Raw genomic sequence first — 17,758 nt, forward strand, 5'->3', positions numbered from 1 at the left:
ATACCACCATCTGGTGTCTTGTACTGGCTATAGAGGCCTATTACTCAAAAAATCGGACTATTAACTATACCCCTCTACCTGTAAGAGTCGGGCGAAATAAATGCACATACTCCGGGTCGCCCAAGATATCTTCCCTGAAACTGTCGGTGGTGCGCCATATCACATACATGCTCTGAGCCGTGATCAGGCTACGATGGGGCACGAGGTCACCGTCTTGACTGTCTCGGAAGAGGTGGAAGAGCGAGAGGTTACCGATCAAGACGGGTATACGTTGATCAAACAACCGCCGAAGCTAGAGTTCCTCGGGAATCAGATCTTCGCCAACACTGTCGGTGATCTACGTGGTCTGGAAGACTTCGACGTGGTTCACACCCACTCTCACCTGTTCTTCTCGAGTAACGTGGCCGCGCTGTACTGCCGAATGGCCAACATCCCGATTGCAATCACATGTCACGGCCTCAACTCACAACGAGGTCCGTTCTGGTTCTCGCGTGCACACCTTCGTACGCTGGGTAAGTGGACGTATGACTCGGCCGACGTCACGCTTTGCTACACCGATGTCGAGCAATCCAAACTTCGTGACCTCGGTGTCGACGCTGACATCGCGGTTGTAAACAACGGGATCGATACCAACCGCTTCTCCCCTGCTGGACAGACCCATCCCGATATCGCGAGCCAGGGCGGCCAGGCAATCGTGTTTGTCGGCCGCTTAGTCGACGGAAAGCGACCTCAGGACGTGTTAGCTGCATTCGATACGGTACGAGAGCGCTGTCCGGACGCATCGCTGTTTTTCTGTGGCGACGGCCCGCTTCGAGACAGTCTCGAATCGACGGTCGCTGACGAGGGACTTACAGATGCTGTAGAATTCCTGGGGCGGGTCCCCTATCAGAAAATGCCCTCGGTGTTCAGAGCAGCGGACCTGTTCGTCCTTCCGAGTCGGACTGAAGGCTTTCCACGGACAGTTATCGAAGCTTTAGCCTGTGAAACACCAGTTGTTGCCAGCGATCTCGAACAGACCTCGAAAATAGTCAACCAAACGGGAGAGACAGTCCAAGTTGGCAACGTCGAGGGATTCGCGACGGCGATTTCTGATTTGCTCAGCGATCAGCGCGGCCTCTCAGAACTGGGAAAACACGGCCGAGCAATCGTCACGACGCGTTACAACTGGGAAGAGACAGTGCAAGAGACAACGGAAATACTGGGCCAAGTGGCTGAAATCGGTGACTCCGTGATTCGAGACAAGACGGAATCGACCAGCAGTCCCACACCTGTGGTCAAGGACGAGATCTGAACGAATGGCGAATCGAGCCTCGACTGATTCCGGTTGCACAGTTCCATACCACTGTCGCGTCTTCGTGGCCCAATCGATATTGCGGTTCAGGTGGTCTATTGAAGCTGGTCGAGGCCTGACTTTGGTGAGGGCGTGTATCCACTGCGCGTTAGTCGCTGATTACTTAATATCTACCGTATGCAAGGCAGGGAAAGACGTGGACCTCACACTGCATCGCGAGCCAGAAGGGTAATAAATGAGTCACGAGACAAATCTCGACCGGGAGTCGTTCGACAGCTTCGAGTTCGCCAACCGTGACATACAGGAATATCTGGTCATACTCCTAGCCGGTATCCTTATCCTCGAGAGTGCGCTCTTCCTGTCCATTCAACCGGTAACCGGATATGAAACTTCGCTGGCAGATGGACTGTCCCAGCTGTTCTGGTTCACTTTCTATTCGGTCATGATCGGTGGAATATTGACGCTGATAGCAGCGGCTATTACGCAAACGAGGTACTGGCGACATGGTCTTGGCCTCGTCCTTTCAAACTACGCGCTGTACTTCTTCCTCCCAAAAGCTCGCGGCTATCGGTTTTACGGACAAGGAACGGCAGATGCACTGCAACACTTCGGCGATGTTAGGGCGATTCTCGAAACGGGAACACTTCCCGGAATCTGGTATCCAGGTGAACATGTGCTGATGGCCGAGATGGCGATGCTAGGTGTCCCGATTGACGCGATGCCATACTTGGTAGCGTTGTTGTTTACGACGCTTCAGATAATCGGAATCGGAGTCCTTGTGAAGACGCTCTCGGGTAAACGGGGAAGTCTCGCGGCCGGATTAGCAGCCGGTAGCACTCTCATTTATACGACCTTCCATCTCTCAAACCACCCGGCGATGAACTCATTCATGGTCGTTCCGGTCCTGCTCACGCTCACAGAACTGTACCGACGGAGTAACGACAACGAGTACCTGCTCTTGATTCTCCTGGTTGGCCTGTTCATCATCTACTCACACCCGATGACAACCCTGTTTATGCTAGGTATATTACTGTTAACCTCGGTGTATTCCGGGCTGTTCGGACGGCTTTCCCTATCGTCCACTCCGCAACTCAGTCCGCGGCTTGGTGTGGCCTTTCTTCCGCTCCTATTCGCCTGGCTCACCAATTTCGGTCAGACACGCCAGGCCATAATAAAAGTCGTTGCGGCACAGGATGATATGAACCCAGCAGCCAGAGAGGTACAGCGAGCCGGCTCAGTCCAGTTTTCACCTCTACAGCTCGCCGAGAAATTCATCACTCTGTACGGCTCGACCACAATTTACTTCACTATCGCCGGGACGTTCGTCCTTTTGACCCTATACTGGTTTCTCTCCGAACGGATGCGGTACGACTGGGGCTTCGGTTCGGTTCACTTCGTTGCAGGACTGGGTATCGCAGCGATCTTCCTCCTTAGCAATCTCATCGTGAAAGGCATAATAAGAGTAAACAGATACGCACTCCTGTTCGCTGCAGTCCTCGTGGGGATGGCACTCATCCATAGCGCCACCAAGCGCAACTCGGTAACCACCGTTGCTTTGACCGTACTCGTACTCCTAGGTGCCTGTCTCGCTGCAAGTGCTGCCTACGAGCCAAACCGTCACATGACCTACGCAGAGTACGATGGGTCTCAATTCATGGCAGCGAATATTGACGAAGGGGTTCCGATCCATGCAATGGATACGTCACATAAGATGGAAGCGTTCGTCTTAGGCACAAACCATCCCCGCTACTACCCACAGAGTTTCGGTATGAACAATAACTTGCCTCGGAACCTCGGCTATTTCAGCCAGGATGTTATCGCCTCTGATACGTTTGGCCGAAGTTACGTTGTCACGAAGACACACGATGTCAAACAGCACACTGCCTCCTATTATACAAAAGACCAACAGGAATATCTATTCCGATACGGTGAAGACAGTCTGACGAGAATGCACAATGATCCAACGGCAAACAAGGTTTATACCAACGGTGGGTTCACTGGGTGGTCCGTAGCGCCCCAAAATTAGCCAGCAGAGCCACGCATAGCCAGACACTAACTTTAGATGCCGCAAACCACCACCAGCCATATGCCAAATCCGCTCGTCAGCGTTGTCCTCCCGACATACAAACGACCGGACAGACTTCGGAGTGCAGCACGGAGTGTCGCAGAGCAGACGTACCCAAACATCGAACTCATCGTCATCGACGATCACTCCCCGCAGCCGGCAGCCGATACACTTGCCGGAGAGCCGCTACGAGGTATCGAAGTCAACTGTGTCCGTCACCAAGAGAACAGAGGAGCGAACCAGGCAAGGAACACGGGCATTGAGCGGGCAGAAGGCGAGTACATCGCGTTGTTAGATGACGACGACGCCTGGGACTCCGAAAAGATTGCTCGACAGGTTACTGAGATGGCAGAGAGCGCTGACAGCGTCGGCGTAGTCTACACCGGCTGTGAGTACGATTACGGGGACTACACACGGGACGTTATCTTCACGGCGGAAGGGGATGTTACCAAAGACCTCCTTCTGGGGGAGTCGTTCGGTGAATTCTCGACACTGATGGTTTCGGCTGATATCATCCCACAGGCCGGGCTCCCTGACGACCGGTTTCCCAGCTGGCAAGATAGAGAGTGGCTGATACGACTCTCGCTACATAGCGAGTTTCGCGTGATCCCCGAAGTACTGACATATCGGAACTGTCCCGAGGGAGCGGACCGAATCAGCAATAACTACGCTGAGAAGCGGGATATCTCCTACCCATTAATGGTAGAGAAACACCGAGAACTCGCTGCAGGGTACGGACGTCGGTACGAACGGGCCTTCCTCGCGTCACTGCTGTTCATTCTTGGACAAGAAGCGTTACGTTCCAAAGCATACTCTGATGCGAGAACGCAACTACTTAAGTCAGTGTATTATTGGCCGTTTCGAACCGACAGGTGGCTGTTTGCACTCGCTGCGCTTGGGGGCAGATTTAGCTACAAGCCGGCGAAAAACGCCATGAAGACCCTCAACTCGATTAAAACTGAAACAATTACGAAATGAGATGTTTTCGGTAGATATCCCGTCCCGTCACCGGGTACTGTTTTTTATGTGCTGTTTCATACCTCGTAGGTGTGTCTTTACTATATTGTTGTAGTAGCCACCCTCTGGTAGCATGGAGATCGACGTAGAGAACGTCCTCATATACGTTGACGACGCTGTCAGATATAACGCAATTAACGATGATCTCGCGGAACTCGGGCAGACCCACAAGACGATTGCAGCATCAACACACACGCCCACGTCGTTCGGGAGTTTGTTGACCGGGCTGTTACCACCGAACAGCAACATCCACAGCTTCAAGCATTCTGTCCCTGCGAACGTCCGCTCAGTATTCGATATTGAGAGTCACGAGGTTTCGATAGCTGCTCAGGGCGGCATGAACCACAGTATTGCGGAGATGTTTGCTAATCCCCCACGGAAACCGATTGACGATGTCGAGCCACCATTCGTCCACGTTGCGCGCCGGCCCGGTGGCCACGCGCCGTACGACGGATTCGACTGGGACGACTACGAATATCGCAACGAGACCGCTCTCGAATATCTCTGGCGCGTATCGTCGGACCCGGAAACGGCGAGAAAAGACTACTACAATGGTGTAGACCGCTCGTTCGAAGAGTTCAAGCGCGTCCTCCAGACGCTTGAACGCAGAGGCCTTCGGGAAGATACCCTCGTCATCTATACCAGTGACCACGGTGAGGTCCTCGGAGAGTACGGGTACTTCGGACACACACACCTCGCGACGCCTGAGGTCGTATACGTTCCGACGTCGTTCATTCATCCGGAGCTGGACTCCTCCGGCGAGAACGGGCTCTTACACCATGTGGACATCTTACCGACGGTCGCCAGTGCGATGTCCTCGCGACCTGATTTCGGTAGGGTGGATGGGAACGCAGAGGGAGAGGGTCGGGCGACCGGCTATACGCACCTGAACCACATTCGATACGGCTCGTTACCGGGACCCGCCGAGACGTTCGTCAGTCTCACTGGCGGGTTTGAGCGGACAATCAGGAGCCTCTGGGACGAACACGGTGGCCACACGTTCGTGGACGGACACAAAACGACATCATCGATTGTCTTTCTGGCGTTGCTACTGCAGAAGCCCTTCGGTCGACAGGTCTTGCACAACAGGAAGCTTCGAGATTCATACTGTCGGTTCCTGCCGGGACATCAGGCGTATGGGGCCCCGCAGTTTACTGAGGACGAAGCGCGGGCGGAGATTGCGGATATCCTCTCCGGGGAGAGTGAGGAGACAGTACGCGACATCGACGAGGAGACGACAGAACAGCTCGAAAACATGGGTTACCTTTGAGCATGACCGTTCCCGTGATCACGGAGTCCACACCTCATCTTACAAATAGCAGACAGCCCTATGGAGTGATTCAAGAATGACAGCGGAGCGGAAGACTCTTTGGTACTTTATCGGTGCACTTGTCGTCGGTGGTGCCGAGCGCACACTCATCGACCTGGCGAACGAAGTCAACGGCGAGGAGTACGACGTCACCATCTGGACAATATTCTCTACGAACCCGCTCGAAACAGAACTCTCACCGGAGGTCACCGTTCGGTCGCTTACGGACGCTGGTCGTGTTGCGAACGGGGCGATAGAGGGCGTCGAAAGCCCGCTCGTCTATCTGCTCGCCCCGCTCAAGTTCTGTCTTACCGCCCGCCGTGAACAGCCCGATCTCATACAGTCGTTCCTTTTTTACGACAACGTAATTGCCAGGCTTGCCGGCGTGTTCTGTTCTGCAACCATTATTACCGGCATTCGTGAAGTACCTAACGAGGAACCGTTCGTACGCCGCGTTATCGATCGGATGACGATCTCACTCTCGGATGTGATCGTTTCGAACTCCACAGCGGGCCGGGACTACGCTGTTAAACGCGGTGCAGAGGAAGAAAACGTGGCGGTGGTCTACAATGGCCGGAACATCGAACAGTACCGAACGACAGACTCGGCGGAGCTGCGATCAGAGCTAGACATCCCGACGGGGGCCACTGTAGTCGGCACCGTCGGTCGTCTCGTCGAGCGGAAAGGCCACTTCGATCTGCTCGATGCGTGGCCGACTATCGTCTCCGAGATACCCGATGCACATCTCGTATTCGTCGGTGATGGTGCCGATCGGGAGCGGCTGACGGAACGGGTCGACTCACTCGGATGTGCTGATTCGGTTCATTTCCTCGGAACGCGACAGGATGTCCCAGCGCTTCTCGGTGCGATGGATGTCTTCGCCTTCCCATCTCATTACGAGGGGCTCCCAGGTGCAGTGATCGAAGCGATGGCCGCGGAGCTTCCGATCGTCGCGACACCTGTGGATGGTACTAGCGATCTGTTGGAGAATTACCGGACGGGGTTGTTCGTCGACGTGCAGGCACCCGACGAAATTGCGTGGGCCACCATCCGTCTACATCAGCACCAGCCACTCGCTGAAACGCTTGGAACCGCCGCAGGACAGCGGGCGGCAAGCGAGTTTACGATCGAATCGATGGTAGACGGGTTCGAGCGATTGTATCAGGAAATCGAGACAGAGCCCGAAGAGACCCCCTACGTACAGCCGCTGACCGGGTAACGGCTCCCCCGCAAGCTTACCGGGAGAGTAACAACAGTATATTTTACTTGGTTTGTGTAAATTGGCAGATATGGCTGAAGAGACGCCGAATCATAGCTACCAGCGTCCGGATCGCGGAACACAGGATTGGCATATCCCGTTGAACGAGAATTTCTCTCGTATCGATACTGAGGTCGAGATCAAGGATGCTGCCGAAAATCTGGATCAGTATCAACCAAAAGAGGGGGCCAAGTTCCTCGCGACAGATTCGCGACGTATCTTTATGGGAAACGGAGAAGAGTGGCTGGAGTTCGGAAGCACGGCAGGCCGCGCACGTTCCGTCTCGCTTGGTGAGACCAGTGAGAGAGCCACGGTAATGAGTGACGGAACGTTCATCGCCCAACCAGGACAACTACAGGACGTTATCGATACCGCATCTACTGGATCTGAGTTCGGACAGGCTCCTGCACAGACAGTCAAGATGGTCTCCGGTGAGACGTACGAAGTATCCGAGACTGTCCGGCTCAAGAGAGGTGTTAGACTGGAGTGTAATGGGGCTAGAGTCGTCCCGACTGGCGATTTTGATGTTTTCGAACTCGTCCGTGATACCGTTCTGCTTGACCCGTTTGTCGATACTCGCGGCAAAAACTGGAGTTCGACACAGATTGTTATTGGTCCGGAAGACGCACAGAAGTTAGATACGGCCAACCGCGCCTGGGTAAAGGACGCGTATCTCCTCGGAGACACAGGCAAGGGTATCGGCATTCAGTTCCGTGGCGGCTCGAAACCCTGCTCGATGCAGGTCGCTAATGGGACCCTCGACGGGTTTGATCGAGCAGTAGATTTCTACGCTGCTGGGGAGAACCGCGATCCGCAAGGCGACTGGTCGAACGGGAATCAGTTCTGGGGGCGGATACAGGACTTCCGGATCGGGATTAGTATGCGGTCGGACGGTGCGGAGGTGAGCGGGAATACCGTCCGCGTACAGACTCAGCCTGACCCAGAAGTAAGTGAATGGCTCTGGAAAATGAAGGACGACCCCCGAGAGTCTCGCGGTGATAACAAATTCGTGATGAAAGGCAATACGGTAATGGCTTATCCGTGGGACGTATCGTCATTCAAGCAGAACAACTCATATTATTCAGAGAGTGATCGAGATGCGCCATTCTGGTTTATCGGACGTGGTCGTCGGTACGGAAATTCACTCGTGGATCTGAGCGGGGTACGAGGAAACCAGTACGTACTCAACGATTCAGATACGCCCGACCGAAACGGCATCTTCACTGCACACGGTGGCTTCGTCGTTGGTACAACAGAGTTTGAGACAAATCCGGCATATCAGCGAAACGATAGCCGACATTGGCACCCGCAGTCGCGCAATGCGGAGTAGATAGTTACTCCCACGCTATTATCGCCTAAGGACCGCTCAGATCTTAGTTCTTTGAGTCTTCGTGCCACATACGACTTTCGCTATTCCGCTGGTACGCAGGCGGGTGTGAGAACTGCCTGGTGCCGGTGACTTCGCCACCATGATAGGTGAAAATCCCGTTCCGATCTGGGTAATCCGAATTGTTAACGATATACTGGTTTCCGAGCTTTCCGGACTGGTCAACGAGTGAATTACCGTAGTTTATTCCCTCGCCGATATACCACACCGGCGGCTTACGGTCGCTACTCTCAGCGAAGGGATTATTGTCCATATAATTGTTGTTGTCCCACGGATACACCATCATGGTGTTCCCAGACTTCCGGTACATATTGTCGTCTCGGTCGCTTTCGGATCGGGGGTCGTCCTCCATGTACCAGAGCCATTCGCTCACGTCGTTGTCAGGCTGGACCATCAACTTGAAGACGTTCCCGGAGACTTCGGCGCCCTCAGAGCGCTGGTTGACGCCAACACGGAAGGCTTCCAGTGAGCCGTAGAATTGGTTCCCGTTCGACCAGTCGCCCTGTCCGCTGTAATCGTCACCGCTGGCATAGAGGTCGATCGCGATATCGAATCCGTGTATTGTTCCGCTGGCGACCTGCATCGAGCAGGGTTTCGAGCCGCCCAAGAACTGGAGTCCGATGCCCTCTCCGGGGGTTCCCCAGAGATAGGCATTTTCGACGGTTGCGCGGTTCGCCAGTTCGATTTTGTCTGCGTCCGGTGCGCCGACGACGACCTGCGTCGAATTCCAATTGACCGATCGGGTGTCAATGAACGGGTCGATGAGCTGCGTCCCGCGGTACATCTCGATGACGTTGAAGTCACCTTCCGGAATGATCCGAGCGCCGTTACATTCGAGTCGGATGTTCCGTTTCAGTTTGATAGTATCCGACGGGAAGTAGTTCTCCCCGGAGACGAGCTTTACAGTTCGGCTCGGTCCCTGTGCCCATGTGTGTGACTTGGACGCTTGATCGATCACGGACTGTACTTCGCCCGGCGGTGCGATGAGCGAACCGTCGTCGGCCTCGGAAACTGAGTCGTCGGACGCACTGAGGCTCCCGACGCGGTTCCAGTTGCTGCCGTCGCCAATGTATACCGTGCCGGTATCGGTCGCTAGGAACTTCGACCCTGTCTTCGGTTCGTACTGGCTGATGTTGGACTCAGCGTCCCGGAGCTCGACGTGGCTGTCGAGCTTTTCGAAGTTTTCGTTAAGTGGTACGTGCCAATCGAGCGTGCCCTCCGCGGGTGTGTTGTATCGTTCTGCCATTGTTCTGTTGTATTACTGGGTACCCCCGTACCCACCCATTCCGTAGCCGTCGCTGCCGAAGTTGTCAGTGCTTGACTCCGTCATGATCTCAGTTTCGGTCGCTGTCTCGGTTTCTGTCGACGTCTCCGTTTCGGTCGATGTCTGTGTCGCCGTCTCAGTTTCAGTCGATGTTTCCGTCTCGGCCGCTTCGCGGAATTCGAACCAGTTGAAATCAATGCCGGAGCCAACTGCTTTCACCTGAATGACGTGCTCGCCACCATCCTGGACCGTTACGTCAGGAAGCGTTGCCGTTTCCCAAGTCGTCCAGCCGCCGGTGTTCGGTACATCCACTGTCCCGAGTTGCTCGCCGTCGAGGCTAAACTGCAGTTGCCTGTTGTCTCGTGTCGTCGCGACGCGAACGTCGATGTCGTATGTTCCGGCCGGCACCTCCGCGGTGTATTCGAGCCATTCGCCGTCCTCGAAATACCCAACGTTGTACTTCCCGGAATTGTCCTGCGTTTCCCGGATATCGACGTCGGAGTCCCGATAACCGAGATCGTACTCACTGCCGGCAGTAGTGTCGTGATACGACACGCCCTCGCCGCCCAGGTCGAATGCTTGTGACTGTATCCTGCCGGGAAGCGTCGGGGCGCCGTCGAACGGCTGATTCCCGGCGACCTCGAACCCGGCCCAGTTGAAATCGATGCCGGACCCGATAGCTTCGACCCGGAGCACTTGCTGTCCATCGGCATCGATGGTCACGTCCTCAGCTACTGCCGTCTCCCAGGTCGTCCAGCCGCCGGTGTTCGGCACGTCTACCGTTCCAAGTTCTCGGTCGCCCAAGTGGAACCGGAGCTGTCTGTCGTCCTGTGTCGTGGCGACACGGACTTTTAGATCATACTGGCCTGGCGAAACATCAGCCGAGTATTCGAGCCATTCGCCGTCTTCGAAGTAACCGATGTTGTACTCCCCAGAGTCGTCTTGGGTCTGCCGGATGTCGACATCGGTGTCACGGTAACTGGTGTCGTATTCGTTCCCAGCGGTCGTATCGGAGTACGATACTCCTTCGCCACCCGTGTCGTAGTTTTGTGCCTCGATGCGCCCGGGAATCGTTGCTAGAGTCCCATTGTACGGTTTCTGCGCATCGACTCTATCGAATTCGAGCCAATTGAATTCTACACCGGAATCCAGTGCTTCGACGCGAAGCGTCGATTGCTGCTCGGACTCGACTTCGATGTCTTCTACTGTGACTGTCTCCCACGAGGTCCAGTCGCCCGTATTAGGGACAGTGACCCTTGTGAGGGTCCGATCTCCAAGAGACAGTTCGAGTCGCCCATCAGAGAGTGCTGACGCCACTCGGACTCTAATATCGTACGTTCCCGGCGAGACATCGGTTGTGTATTCGAGCCACTCTCCGGCCTGAAAGTAGCCGATATTGTACTTTCCTGACTCGTCCTCTGTTGGTCGGATATCAACGTCAGTATCTCGGTTAGCGGAACCGTAGATATTTCCGCTAGACGTGTCGTGATACGCCTCGCCTTCGCCACCGATGTCGAAGTTCTGGGCCTGAATACGCCCGGGAATTGTCCTGACTGTCCCTTCATACGGTGATTGAGACTGCGTCGTACTATCCGTCGAAATGGTGAGTGAGTAATCGCCACCGCTCCGACTGACGTCCATGACTTGCAGGTAGTGTGTGCCGCCGGCCGAGAGAGATTCCGGCAGATACACCGGGACATCTGAACTCGCGTACGCTTGGGAGAGTAATTCACCGTCGGGATTGAACAGCCCGACCGCAGCAGCACCTGTGTCTGACCCCGGCGTGAATTTAACCGCTACATTTTCGCTGTCGGGCCTGAACGCAAAGAGATCAGAGGAGCTTGGAGACAGTGTTGTTGAGAGCGGAGAATCGATGCTGAGGCTGCTGACCGAACTTGCTATACTGGTGTCTCCGGCCACCTTCGAAACATCGACTGCGCTGAGTTGTGTTGTAACTGCAGGCTCACCACCGTATCCGAATTTTGCTGCCGATCCTCCCGCGGTAGGATCACCTTTACCGGCACATCCTGCCAAGGACGCAGCGGCAACACCTACTAATTTCATGCACGTGCGGCGGTCTATGACGGTTGTTCCCGTCGTACTACTTTTATCTCGCGACACCTCACCACTGTCGTGCGAGCGATTCTGTTCTTCGTTGGTCACACTCCGGTAATCCCTATTTACTATTTTATTCGTTGTTACCGGTTGGGTCTTGTTTGCATAACTTGCTGACCATGCGATACTTTCTTGCATACCACGTTTAGAGCAAATATTATAATCGAAAATGGCAGTTGAGAAACTAATACTCGTTTAGTATAGTCGAATTACGGTATCTTTGTAATGTTAGGGAGGTACTACCATCTGATATCACTCCACTTCGTGACCAGCAGATCCGCTCGATCTGAAAGTCAATCGGCCTATGTCACCGAGTCCTGTTTCAGAGACCACGATCCCGTCGCTCAAATTCTCTTGTGGTGGCAAGATGTTCAAGCCGTTTGCGAGTAATTTCGTGGTCTCTATCAGTCCTGTCCGATTTACATGCTATTCTCAGCAGTGAGTCCAAGATGGCTGTCACTCCCGTCTTTAGCTGTGAACCATTACAGCCTCTCGGAGTATATTCGGTTCAGCAGCCGTACTATTGGACTGTTAATATGATGCGGATTGACTTTTGTGAACCACTTCGTGCAATACTTGGGTATCCGGGATTTTCGATTGCGATGAATTCACTCGAAAACAAACCTTGTTGCTGGATCTAACGCAGCAGTGTATTCAAAGGCGATATTCTCTGGGAACATGCGTCCCACGCTCTACGCGATATTTCTGAATGAGGCTCTACTTTGGAGCGGTCTATCTCATTCCGCGGTCGGGTCCTCGACTCCGACTCGACACCGGCGTTGTAGGGACTCCTTCTCGTTTGCTAGGCACGACAGCGAAATGATGCTGTTAGCGTTCAGGAGAGATGTCTGAAACGAAATGTGGTCGCCCACTGCAATCCCGCTGTAGAGCGTTCTAGACGTCTGATATTCTATCGTCCCGGTCCGACCGAACACTTTGGGACTGTCGTTGTGGTGGTTTACTGTGACGTGGAACCGTATCGAGTCGTACCTTTCCCGCAGGGAGGTTGCAACCTCAGGTGATATCTCTGCTGGTGACTGCCCAAGCTGTCCCTCGTGTTCGGATGAAACAGTTGTCCCGTCATCGTCAGTGACGGTGATCTCAGTCGTCTCCCCCTCGGCGATGCCGACGAACCGCTTTTGAACTATCTCACCTTGATTCACGAGCAGCAGCTGATCTAACCACCGCCCGACCTGTAAGAACGGGACGACGCCAGCAAGCACTGTTCGTCGCTTCATCGCGCTGTGCTCCTCTTTTCGCCGGATCGATTGATTTGGATTGTCTGTCTCATTTTGATCACGCCAACGCATCGAATATTGATTCGAGGTTCTGCTTGACTTCCCAATTGAAACTAAACATGAGCGCCAGGGCCAGGGCCACATAGACTCCAATACCAACGAGGACCAACAGGATAAACTCCAACACCGGCCCAGTGAGAGTCACCGTCTGATAGACGTAGGTCACTGCGGCTGCCATCCCAAGACTCGCCACCAGGGGATACGATACCTCCCTGAAAACTCGAACTGGAGACACATTGATGGTCCGGGCGATAAGATAGGTGTCAATCGGCATCATCGGGAAAATGTAAATACCCGTAATGAGAGCTGCAGTGCCTTCGATTCCATACATCATCGTGACCGGATAGATGAATACAGCAATGAGGGCCACACGTACAGCAGAGAGTTTAGCAATATAGTCCGGTCGCCCGACTGCTTTCCAGACCGGTCCCATCGTCGCACCCATCGAACGCAACAGTCCGTAGATAGCCAACAACTGCATCACTGGTATCATCGGCTGCCACTCGGGGGTAAAAAACGCCTCGACAAACGCGGGTGCGACTGCCGCGATACCCATTGCCGCTGGGAACGAAGCCAATGTGGTCATTCTGAGCGTCTGGAAGTATCCGGACCGCAGCTTCTCGACGTCGTTCTGCACTTTCGAATACGCCGAGAACGTCACACTGGAGATTGTCTGTGTGATTTCGGTCGCCGGCGCGTTCGAGAGCCGGTAGGCGAGCTGGTAAAATCCCAGTGCACTTGCCATGAGCGCCCAGCCGACAAACGCGTCGTCTCCTCTACTGTACAGGAAATACAGGATTGAATTGGCCGTAACCCACTTTCCGAAACTGTAGCGCTTCTTCGCCACATCGATATCGAACGAAGGCCACGGACGGTACCCGTCCGCCAGATACGAGACGAGGAACCGGGCGGCGTCGCCGGCGATGTATCCGATTGCCAGTGCATAGACAGTTGGGTCATACAGAGCTATGCCTACGGTGACGACGAAGTATGCCACCGCGCCGCTGACCCTATACACGAACTCTTTGTGGAAATCTAGACTCTTCTGGAAATAGACGACAGCAGGGTTTCGTAACCCAACAATAAACGGTGAGAGGGCGATGACCCGAAACAGATCGGTCGCTGCAGGTTCGTTGAACAACGACGCAATAAACGGGGCCCCGAGGAACAGAATAACGGCAATTACAGTCCCTCTGGCTGTCTCGATTGTCCAAGCAGTGTTGAGCTCGTCGTCGACGTTGTCCTCCTCGGCCTGTATCAGAGCGGACTTGATTCCCAACTCGGAGAACTTCTTGAGTGAAGAGAGCGTCAACAGCGCTATCCCCATCAACCCGACTGCACGCGGGGACAACAGTGAGGCAACGATGACCAGCAACAACAGTTCTAGTCCCCGTTCTGTGACGTTCATCACACCGACCCACACGCCACTCTTTACGGTTTGCTCCATCACGTCATCACTGGCCGGGAGCAGCCGCTTTATCAACCGTTTCAGTTTATCTAGCATCGTCGTTCGAACTCCCTGTTGCGTGTGTGACGAGCCACAACACTAGGCCGATTGACGGACACCAGTGTGTTCTTCCGACTCAGTACTCGATATTGCTGTGCCTGCATAGACTCTCCGTTGCTACATACTTCGGATACCATCTGTTTGTTATGGGCGGGGTAACTGTGACGCAGCCGCATTATCAGGGCGTATCTTGCCACTCCGTCTCAGTGTGCAACTGTTCGGGGTGTACTGGAATTTATCGATTGTCAGCAGTGAGTACTTGCCCGTTTTCGACCATCGATTCCAGCGGGTTGTCGTCGATTTCTAGTGGGAAATCGACTCGCCCGCACCGCCGAGCGGACTCCCAGCACCCGAATATAAGTTCCGTTGCCTGCAGAGCGTTGTCAGCTGAAAGTTCAGGTTCACGACCCGTGTCCAGTGCGTCGACGGTGTCCGCTATGGCACGGTCAATATAGGTTTCAGGTCTCGCGTTTTCTACAGTGGCTCCCGGTATACGAGCGCTGATCTTCTGTTTTGCAGCGTCGAATATTGTTTCGTTGGGACCGTGTACGTCCTCTCCCCCAGTGTCGACCGTTGTCCAGTTTTTCCCGGTCCGGACCCGTAGCGGAACCTCACCACCTATTTCTATCATTCCGTCTGAGCCCAGCAGCCGCATATGACAGTCGACAATGCCACCGTCCCCTGTCGATGCGAGCCCGTTGACACCGTTCGTATACCGCCATTGCGCGATGGCCTGATTCTCGTTGTGGGCCCCAAACTGTACGTTTTCCTCGCTGTATTCGATCCCAGCCATCACCCATTTCGACATCGCTTGGTCAGTGAAGTACCCACAGAGGTCAAACAGGTGCGACCCGTAATCAAATAGATTTTTTCCACCGAGTTCGATTCGCTCTAACGAGCCTATTTTTCCGTTTTCAAGCAGCGACTTGGCTTTCCGGAACGGCTTTCCGAACCGTCGTTGGTGGTTGAACGTAAGCTGGATTCCGGCCCGCTTACAGGCCGATGCCATTTTCTGACAGTCCTCCCATCTCGTTGCCATCGGCTTTTCACAGTGGATCGCGTCCATTACCCCACTCTCAGCACACGTCATCACGACAGGTGCGTGGATATGGGGCGGAACGCAGACACTGACAATGTCGGGCTCGACAGCAGTGAGCATCTTCTCAGTGTCCGTGTAGACGTTTCTGTCCGGGAGGTTCCATTGTTCTCCGAAACTTCTCGCATTCTCAGGGACGACGTCGGCACAGGCGGTAAGTTCACACGAGTCTAACCGCCTGTACGCGCCTGCGTGCCTATATGCCATTGCGAACCCGTCGGTATCCGGGTCGTCCGGATCTGCACCAGTCCCAATGACTGCGACAGTGTAAGTCATCGATGGAAGGTGGGATAGTAGCCTCAATAGTAGTAACCTCGTACCGATTCACTCAGACAGTCCACACTGACTGGCTGGTCTACCAATGCTACCGTGACAATATATCTGAAACTCTGGGCTCCTTCTATCAGAGAGGGTGTACGCAGCCATCTCGTGTAGTTTTAGAACACGCACAGTGTATTATATGACTCTTAACTACTGCGATCTTGGCGGATTCCAACCAGGACAATCAGACCACCAGCTAAGCATTTGTTCACTCGTGAACTGACCACGGTCGCTTCTTGATCGAATATATGAAGCCAGCTAAACCAGTTGGCGTTTAATCCCGGGATGCCCCTATTTGTATAGTAGCCGGGTCCCTGTCCAAATCATATGTGATCAATGATAGGATACGCTGCAGCATGGCTGCCGGTATGGCCTGTTTACTAAAACGGTCTCCGTCGTTGGATTCTTGATAACGATGGACCACATTCGTCGCCGACAAAGCGTAGCTACGGTCGCGAGGGGGACTATCTCACCGTACTGATGTCTTCAGATGAAGAGACTAGGACCGTGGAGTCGGAGCAGGCGACCCGACGGACCATTCTATCCCTTGTTGCGACTGGACTCTCGTTCGGAGTTGCAGTGCTTTTGAAGCGGGAGATATTGTATCGTGGGTACGGCGAAGATGGGTATGGTGAACAGGGGTTCGGCGAGTAACTAGTACGGCATATATCACGACTCTCTCTGAGGAAAGAGTTGGGCCAGCAGCTGCTAGTTTGCCTAAATTCAGAACACCGAAGAGACCCAGAGACAGTTAGTCTGACGGTCCCGCGGATTCCGAGGGTCGGTCAATATTAGCTACTTCGCCTCTGTCCTCTTCGTAGTGGGTGTGGTTGAGGAATCCTCGAATACGTCCAGCTGTCTTTGCAACAGTACTGCCCGCTTCTATAACGGTAGCTACCGGCGTTATTCTGACATAATTCAGCGGGTCAAGTGCCTCACAGAAAATATTCTTGAGTTGATCTGCTCGCGAGACGTTACATTTTGACCAGTAGTACGGACTCTTTGTTTCGAGCTTATACTGTTTCTTCCAGTATTCAGTAATAGACGACGCGTACGGATGGTCAACGATGAGTTCGGGATCGTACCGAATATCAAACTCGGCTCTAACTCGCCTGGCGAGTTCCTTTTCCTCGTGACCCCACCCCATCTGTTCGTCCCACCCACCGACCGCCTTGAACACGTCCCTGTGAACGCCCATGTTACAGCCCCAGAAGTGGTTGACATAGCAAGGATCGTCCCCCCAGTCGTAATGGGTGGTGAAATGGCGAGCAAACACATCATCGACTGGGTGGATGGTTCGACCGGCGTATGCCGCCTCTGTTTCGAGGAGTTCATCCGCTTTTTGAAGATATTCTGGGCGAGGTCGGGAATCATCATCCAGAAATACGATCTTGTCGGTTGAGGCTTGTTTGATCCCCTCATTTCGGGCTCTAGTCACAGGGCTCTCATCACACACGATAACCTCAAAGTCGTCGAACGCGTGCTCTTTGAGGCACTGTATTGCTTCAATCTCATCCCGCGGCTTCAATGTCGCGATAACAACGCTGACCGATACCATTAATTCTTCTACGAAGTAGAACTCCCCTTCAAGACATTAGTATAGGCATCCTGTCATTAGTAGGCAACGCATTCACCTGTCCTACCCTGGCATGGTTGCAATGACTGCCTGTACCCACGATACAACTCCATAGATGAACACCACAAACCCACCCAGGGAAACCCAGCGTAGTCGTTTGTGATTTTTTGGGCGGACACCGTCTGGGTTACTGAGTTCGACCGCAAACAGAAAGCCTGCGTAGCTGAGCAGGTAATACAACAACGGGTTCCAAC

Annotated in this window: 12 protein-coding genes; 6 read left to right on the plus strand and 6 right to left on the minus strand. The window is 54.0% G+C overall.

The annotated features are described in order from the left end of the window. The first annotated feature begins 100 nt into the window (after positions 1-100). The 6 genes from ACNO8S_RS17740 to ACNO8S_RS17765 all read left to right on the plus strand — a co-directional run bounded on the left by ACNO8S_RS17740 (position 101) and on the right by ACNO8S_RS17765 (position 8,270). A complete protein-coding gene (locus ACNO8S_RS17740) occupies positions 101-1,291 on the plus strand; it encodes a glycosyltransferase family 4 protein (protein ID WP_420182892.1) in 1,191 nt (396 codons plus the stop codon). Between the two features lie 235 nt (positions 1,292-1,526). Next, complete coding sequence (locus ACNO8S_RS17745; RefSeq protein ID WP_014031325.1) at positions 1,527-3,317, plus strand: hypothetical protein; 1,791 nt, start codon at positions 1,527-1,529, stop codon at positions 3,315-3,317. A gap of 60 nt (positions 3,318-3,377) precedes the next feature. After that, a complete protein-coding gene (locus ACNO8S_RS17750; protein ID WP_044952851.1) occupies positions 3,378-4,334 on the plus strand; it encodes a glycosyltransferase family 2 protein in 957 nt (318 codons plus the stop codon). Between the two features lie 112 nt (positions 4,335-4,446). Further along, entirely contained in the window at positions 4,447-5,643 is a 1,197-nt protein-coding gene (locus ACNO8S_RS17755) for a sulfatase-like hydrolase/transferase (RefSeq protein ID WP_014031323.1), read from the plus strand. A 76-nt stretch (positions 5,644-5,719) separates the two neighbouring features. Further along, on the plus strand, positions 5,720-6,901 hold the full coding sequence (locus ACNO8S_RS17760) for a glycosyltransferase (protein ID WP_014031322.1): 1,182 nt from the start codon (positions 5,720-5,722) through the stop codon (positions 6,899-6,901). A 70-nt stretch (positions 6,902-6,971) separates the two neighbouring features. Continuing rightward, entirely contained in the window at positions 6,972-8,270 is a 1,299-nt protein-coding gene (locus tag ACNO8S_RS17765; RefSeq protein WP_014031321.1) for a hypothetical protein, read from the plus strand. A 43-nt stretch (positions 8,271-8,313) separates the two neighbouring features. Here ACNO8S_RS17765 and ACNO8S_RS17770 read toward each other — a convergent pair whose 3' ends face one another. The 6 genes from ACNO8S_RS17770 to ACNO8S_RS17795 form a co-directional block, all read right to left on the minus strand. Next, positions 8,314-9,573: a hypothetical protein gene (locus ACNO8S_RS17770; protein ID WP_014031320.1), complete on the minus strand. Its 1,260-nt coding sequence runs from the start codon at positions 9,571-9,573 to the stop codon at positions 8,314-8,316. Positions 9,574-9,585: 12 nt separating this feature from the next. Continuing rightward, positions 9,586-11,754 (minus strand): carbohydrate-binding domain-containing protein, encoded by a 2,169-nt coding sequence (locus tag ACNO8S_RS17775; protein WP_420182893.1) that lies wholly within the window; start codon positions 11,752-11,754, stop codon positions 9,586-9,588. 689 nt (positions 11,755-12,443) lie between these two features. Further along, entirely contained in the window at positions 12,444-12,944 is a 501-nt protein-coding gene (locus ACNO8S_RS17780; protein ID WP_050038463.1) for a hypothetical protein, read from the minus strand. A 58-nt stretch (positions 12,945-13,002) separates the two neighbouring features. Further along, on the minus strand, positions 13,003-14,508 hold the full coding sequence (locus ACNO8S_RS17785; protein WP_014031317.1) for a lipopolysaccharide biosynthesis protein: 1,506 nt from the start codon (positions 14,506-14,508) through the stop codon (positions 13,003-13,005). Between the two features lie 238 nt (positions 14,509-14,746). Beyond that, the gene (locus ACNO8S_RS17790) at positions 14,747-15,883 is read right to left on the minus strand and encodes a Gfo/Idh/MocA family protein (protein ID WP_050038394.1); all 1,137 of its coding nucleotides are present in this window, start codon (positions 15,881-15,883) and stop codon (positions 14,747-14,749) included. Between the two features lie 796 nt (positions 15,884-16,679). Next, positions 16,680-17,486 (minus strand): glycosyltransferase family 2 protein, encoded by an 807-nt coding sequence (locus ACNO8S_RS17795; protein ID WP_151104070.1) that lies wholly within the window; start codon positions 17,484-17,486, stop codon positions 16,680-16,682. Positions 17,487-17,758: the final 272 nt, after the last annotated feature.

Origin of the sequence: Haloarcula sp. KBTZ06 (assembly GCF_048595605.1) — an archaeon.
GTDB lineage: Archaea > Halobacteriota > Halobacteria > Halobacteriales > Haloarculaceae > Haloarcula > Haloarcula hispanica.

What these genes read in the sequence shown, in the direction of transcription:
- ACNO8S_RS17740 (WP_420182892.1), top strand. Translation starts at nt 101, where the DNA reads ATGCACATACTCCGGGTCGCCCAAGATATCTTCCCTGAAACTGTCGGT.
- ACNO8S_RS17745 (WP_014031325.1), top strand. Translation starts at nt 1,527, where the DNA reads ATGAGTCACGAGACAAATCTCGACCGGGAGTCGTTCGACAGCTTCGAG.
- ACNO8S_RS17750 (WP_044952851.1), top strand. Translation starts at nt 3,378, where the DNA reads ATGCCAAATCCGCTCGTCAGCGTTGTCCTCCCGACATACAAACGACCG.
- ACNO8S_RS17755 (WP_014031323.1), top strand. Translation starts at nt 4,447, where the DNA reads ATGGAGATCGACGTAGAGAACGTCCTCATATACGTTGACGACGCTGTC.
- ACNO8S_RS17760 (WP_014031322.1), top strand. Translation starts at nt 5,720, where the DNA reads ATGACAGCGGAGCGGAAGACTCTTTGGTACTTTATCGGTGCACTTGTC.
- ACNO8S_RS17765 (WP_014031321.1), top strand. Translation starts at nt 6,972, where the DNA reads ATGGCTGAAGAGACGCCGAATCATAGCTACCAGCGTCCGGATCGCGGA.
- ACNO8S_RS17770 (WP_014031320.1), bottom strand. Translation starts at nt 9,573, where the DNA reads ATGGCAGAACGATACAACACACCCGCGGAGGGCACGCTCGATTGGCAC.
- ACNO8S_RS17780 (WP_050038463.1), bottom strand. Translation starts at nt 12,944, where the DNA reads ATGAAGCGACGAACAGTGCTTGCTGGCGTCGTCCCGTTCTTACAGGTC.
- ACNO8S_RS17785 (WP_014031317.1), bottom strand. Translation starts at nt 14,508, where the DNA reads ATGCTAGATAAACTGAAACGGTTGATAAAGCGGCTGCTCCCGGCCAGT.
- ACNO8S_RS17790 (WP_050038394.1), bottom strand. Translation starts at nt 15,883, where the DNA reads ATGACTTACACTGTCGCAGTCATTGGGACTGGTGCAGATCCGGACGAC.
- ACNO8S_RS17795 (WP_151104070.1), bottom strand. Translation starts at nt 17,486, where the DNA reads ATGGTATCGGTCAGCGTTGTTATCGCGACATTGAAGCCGCGGGATGAG.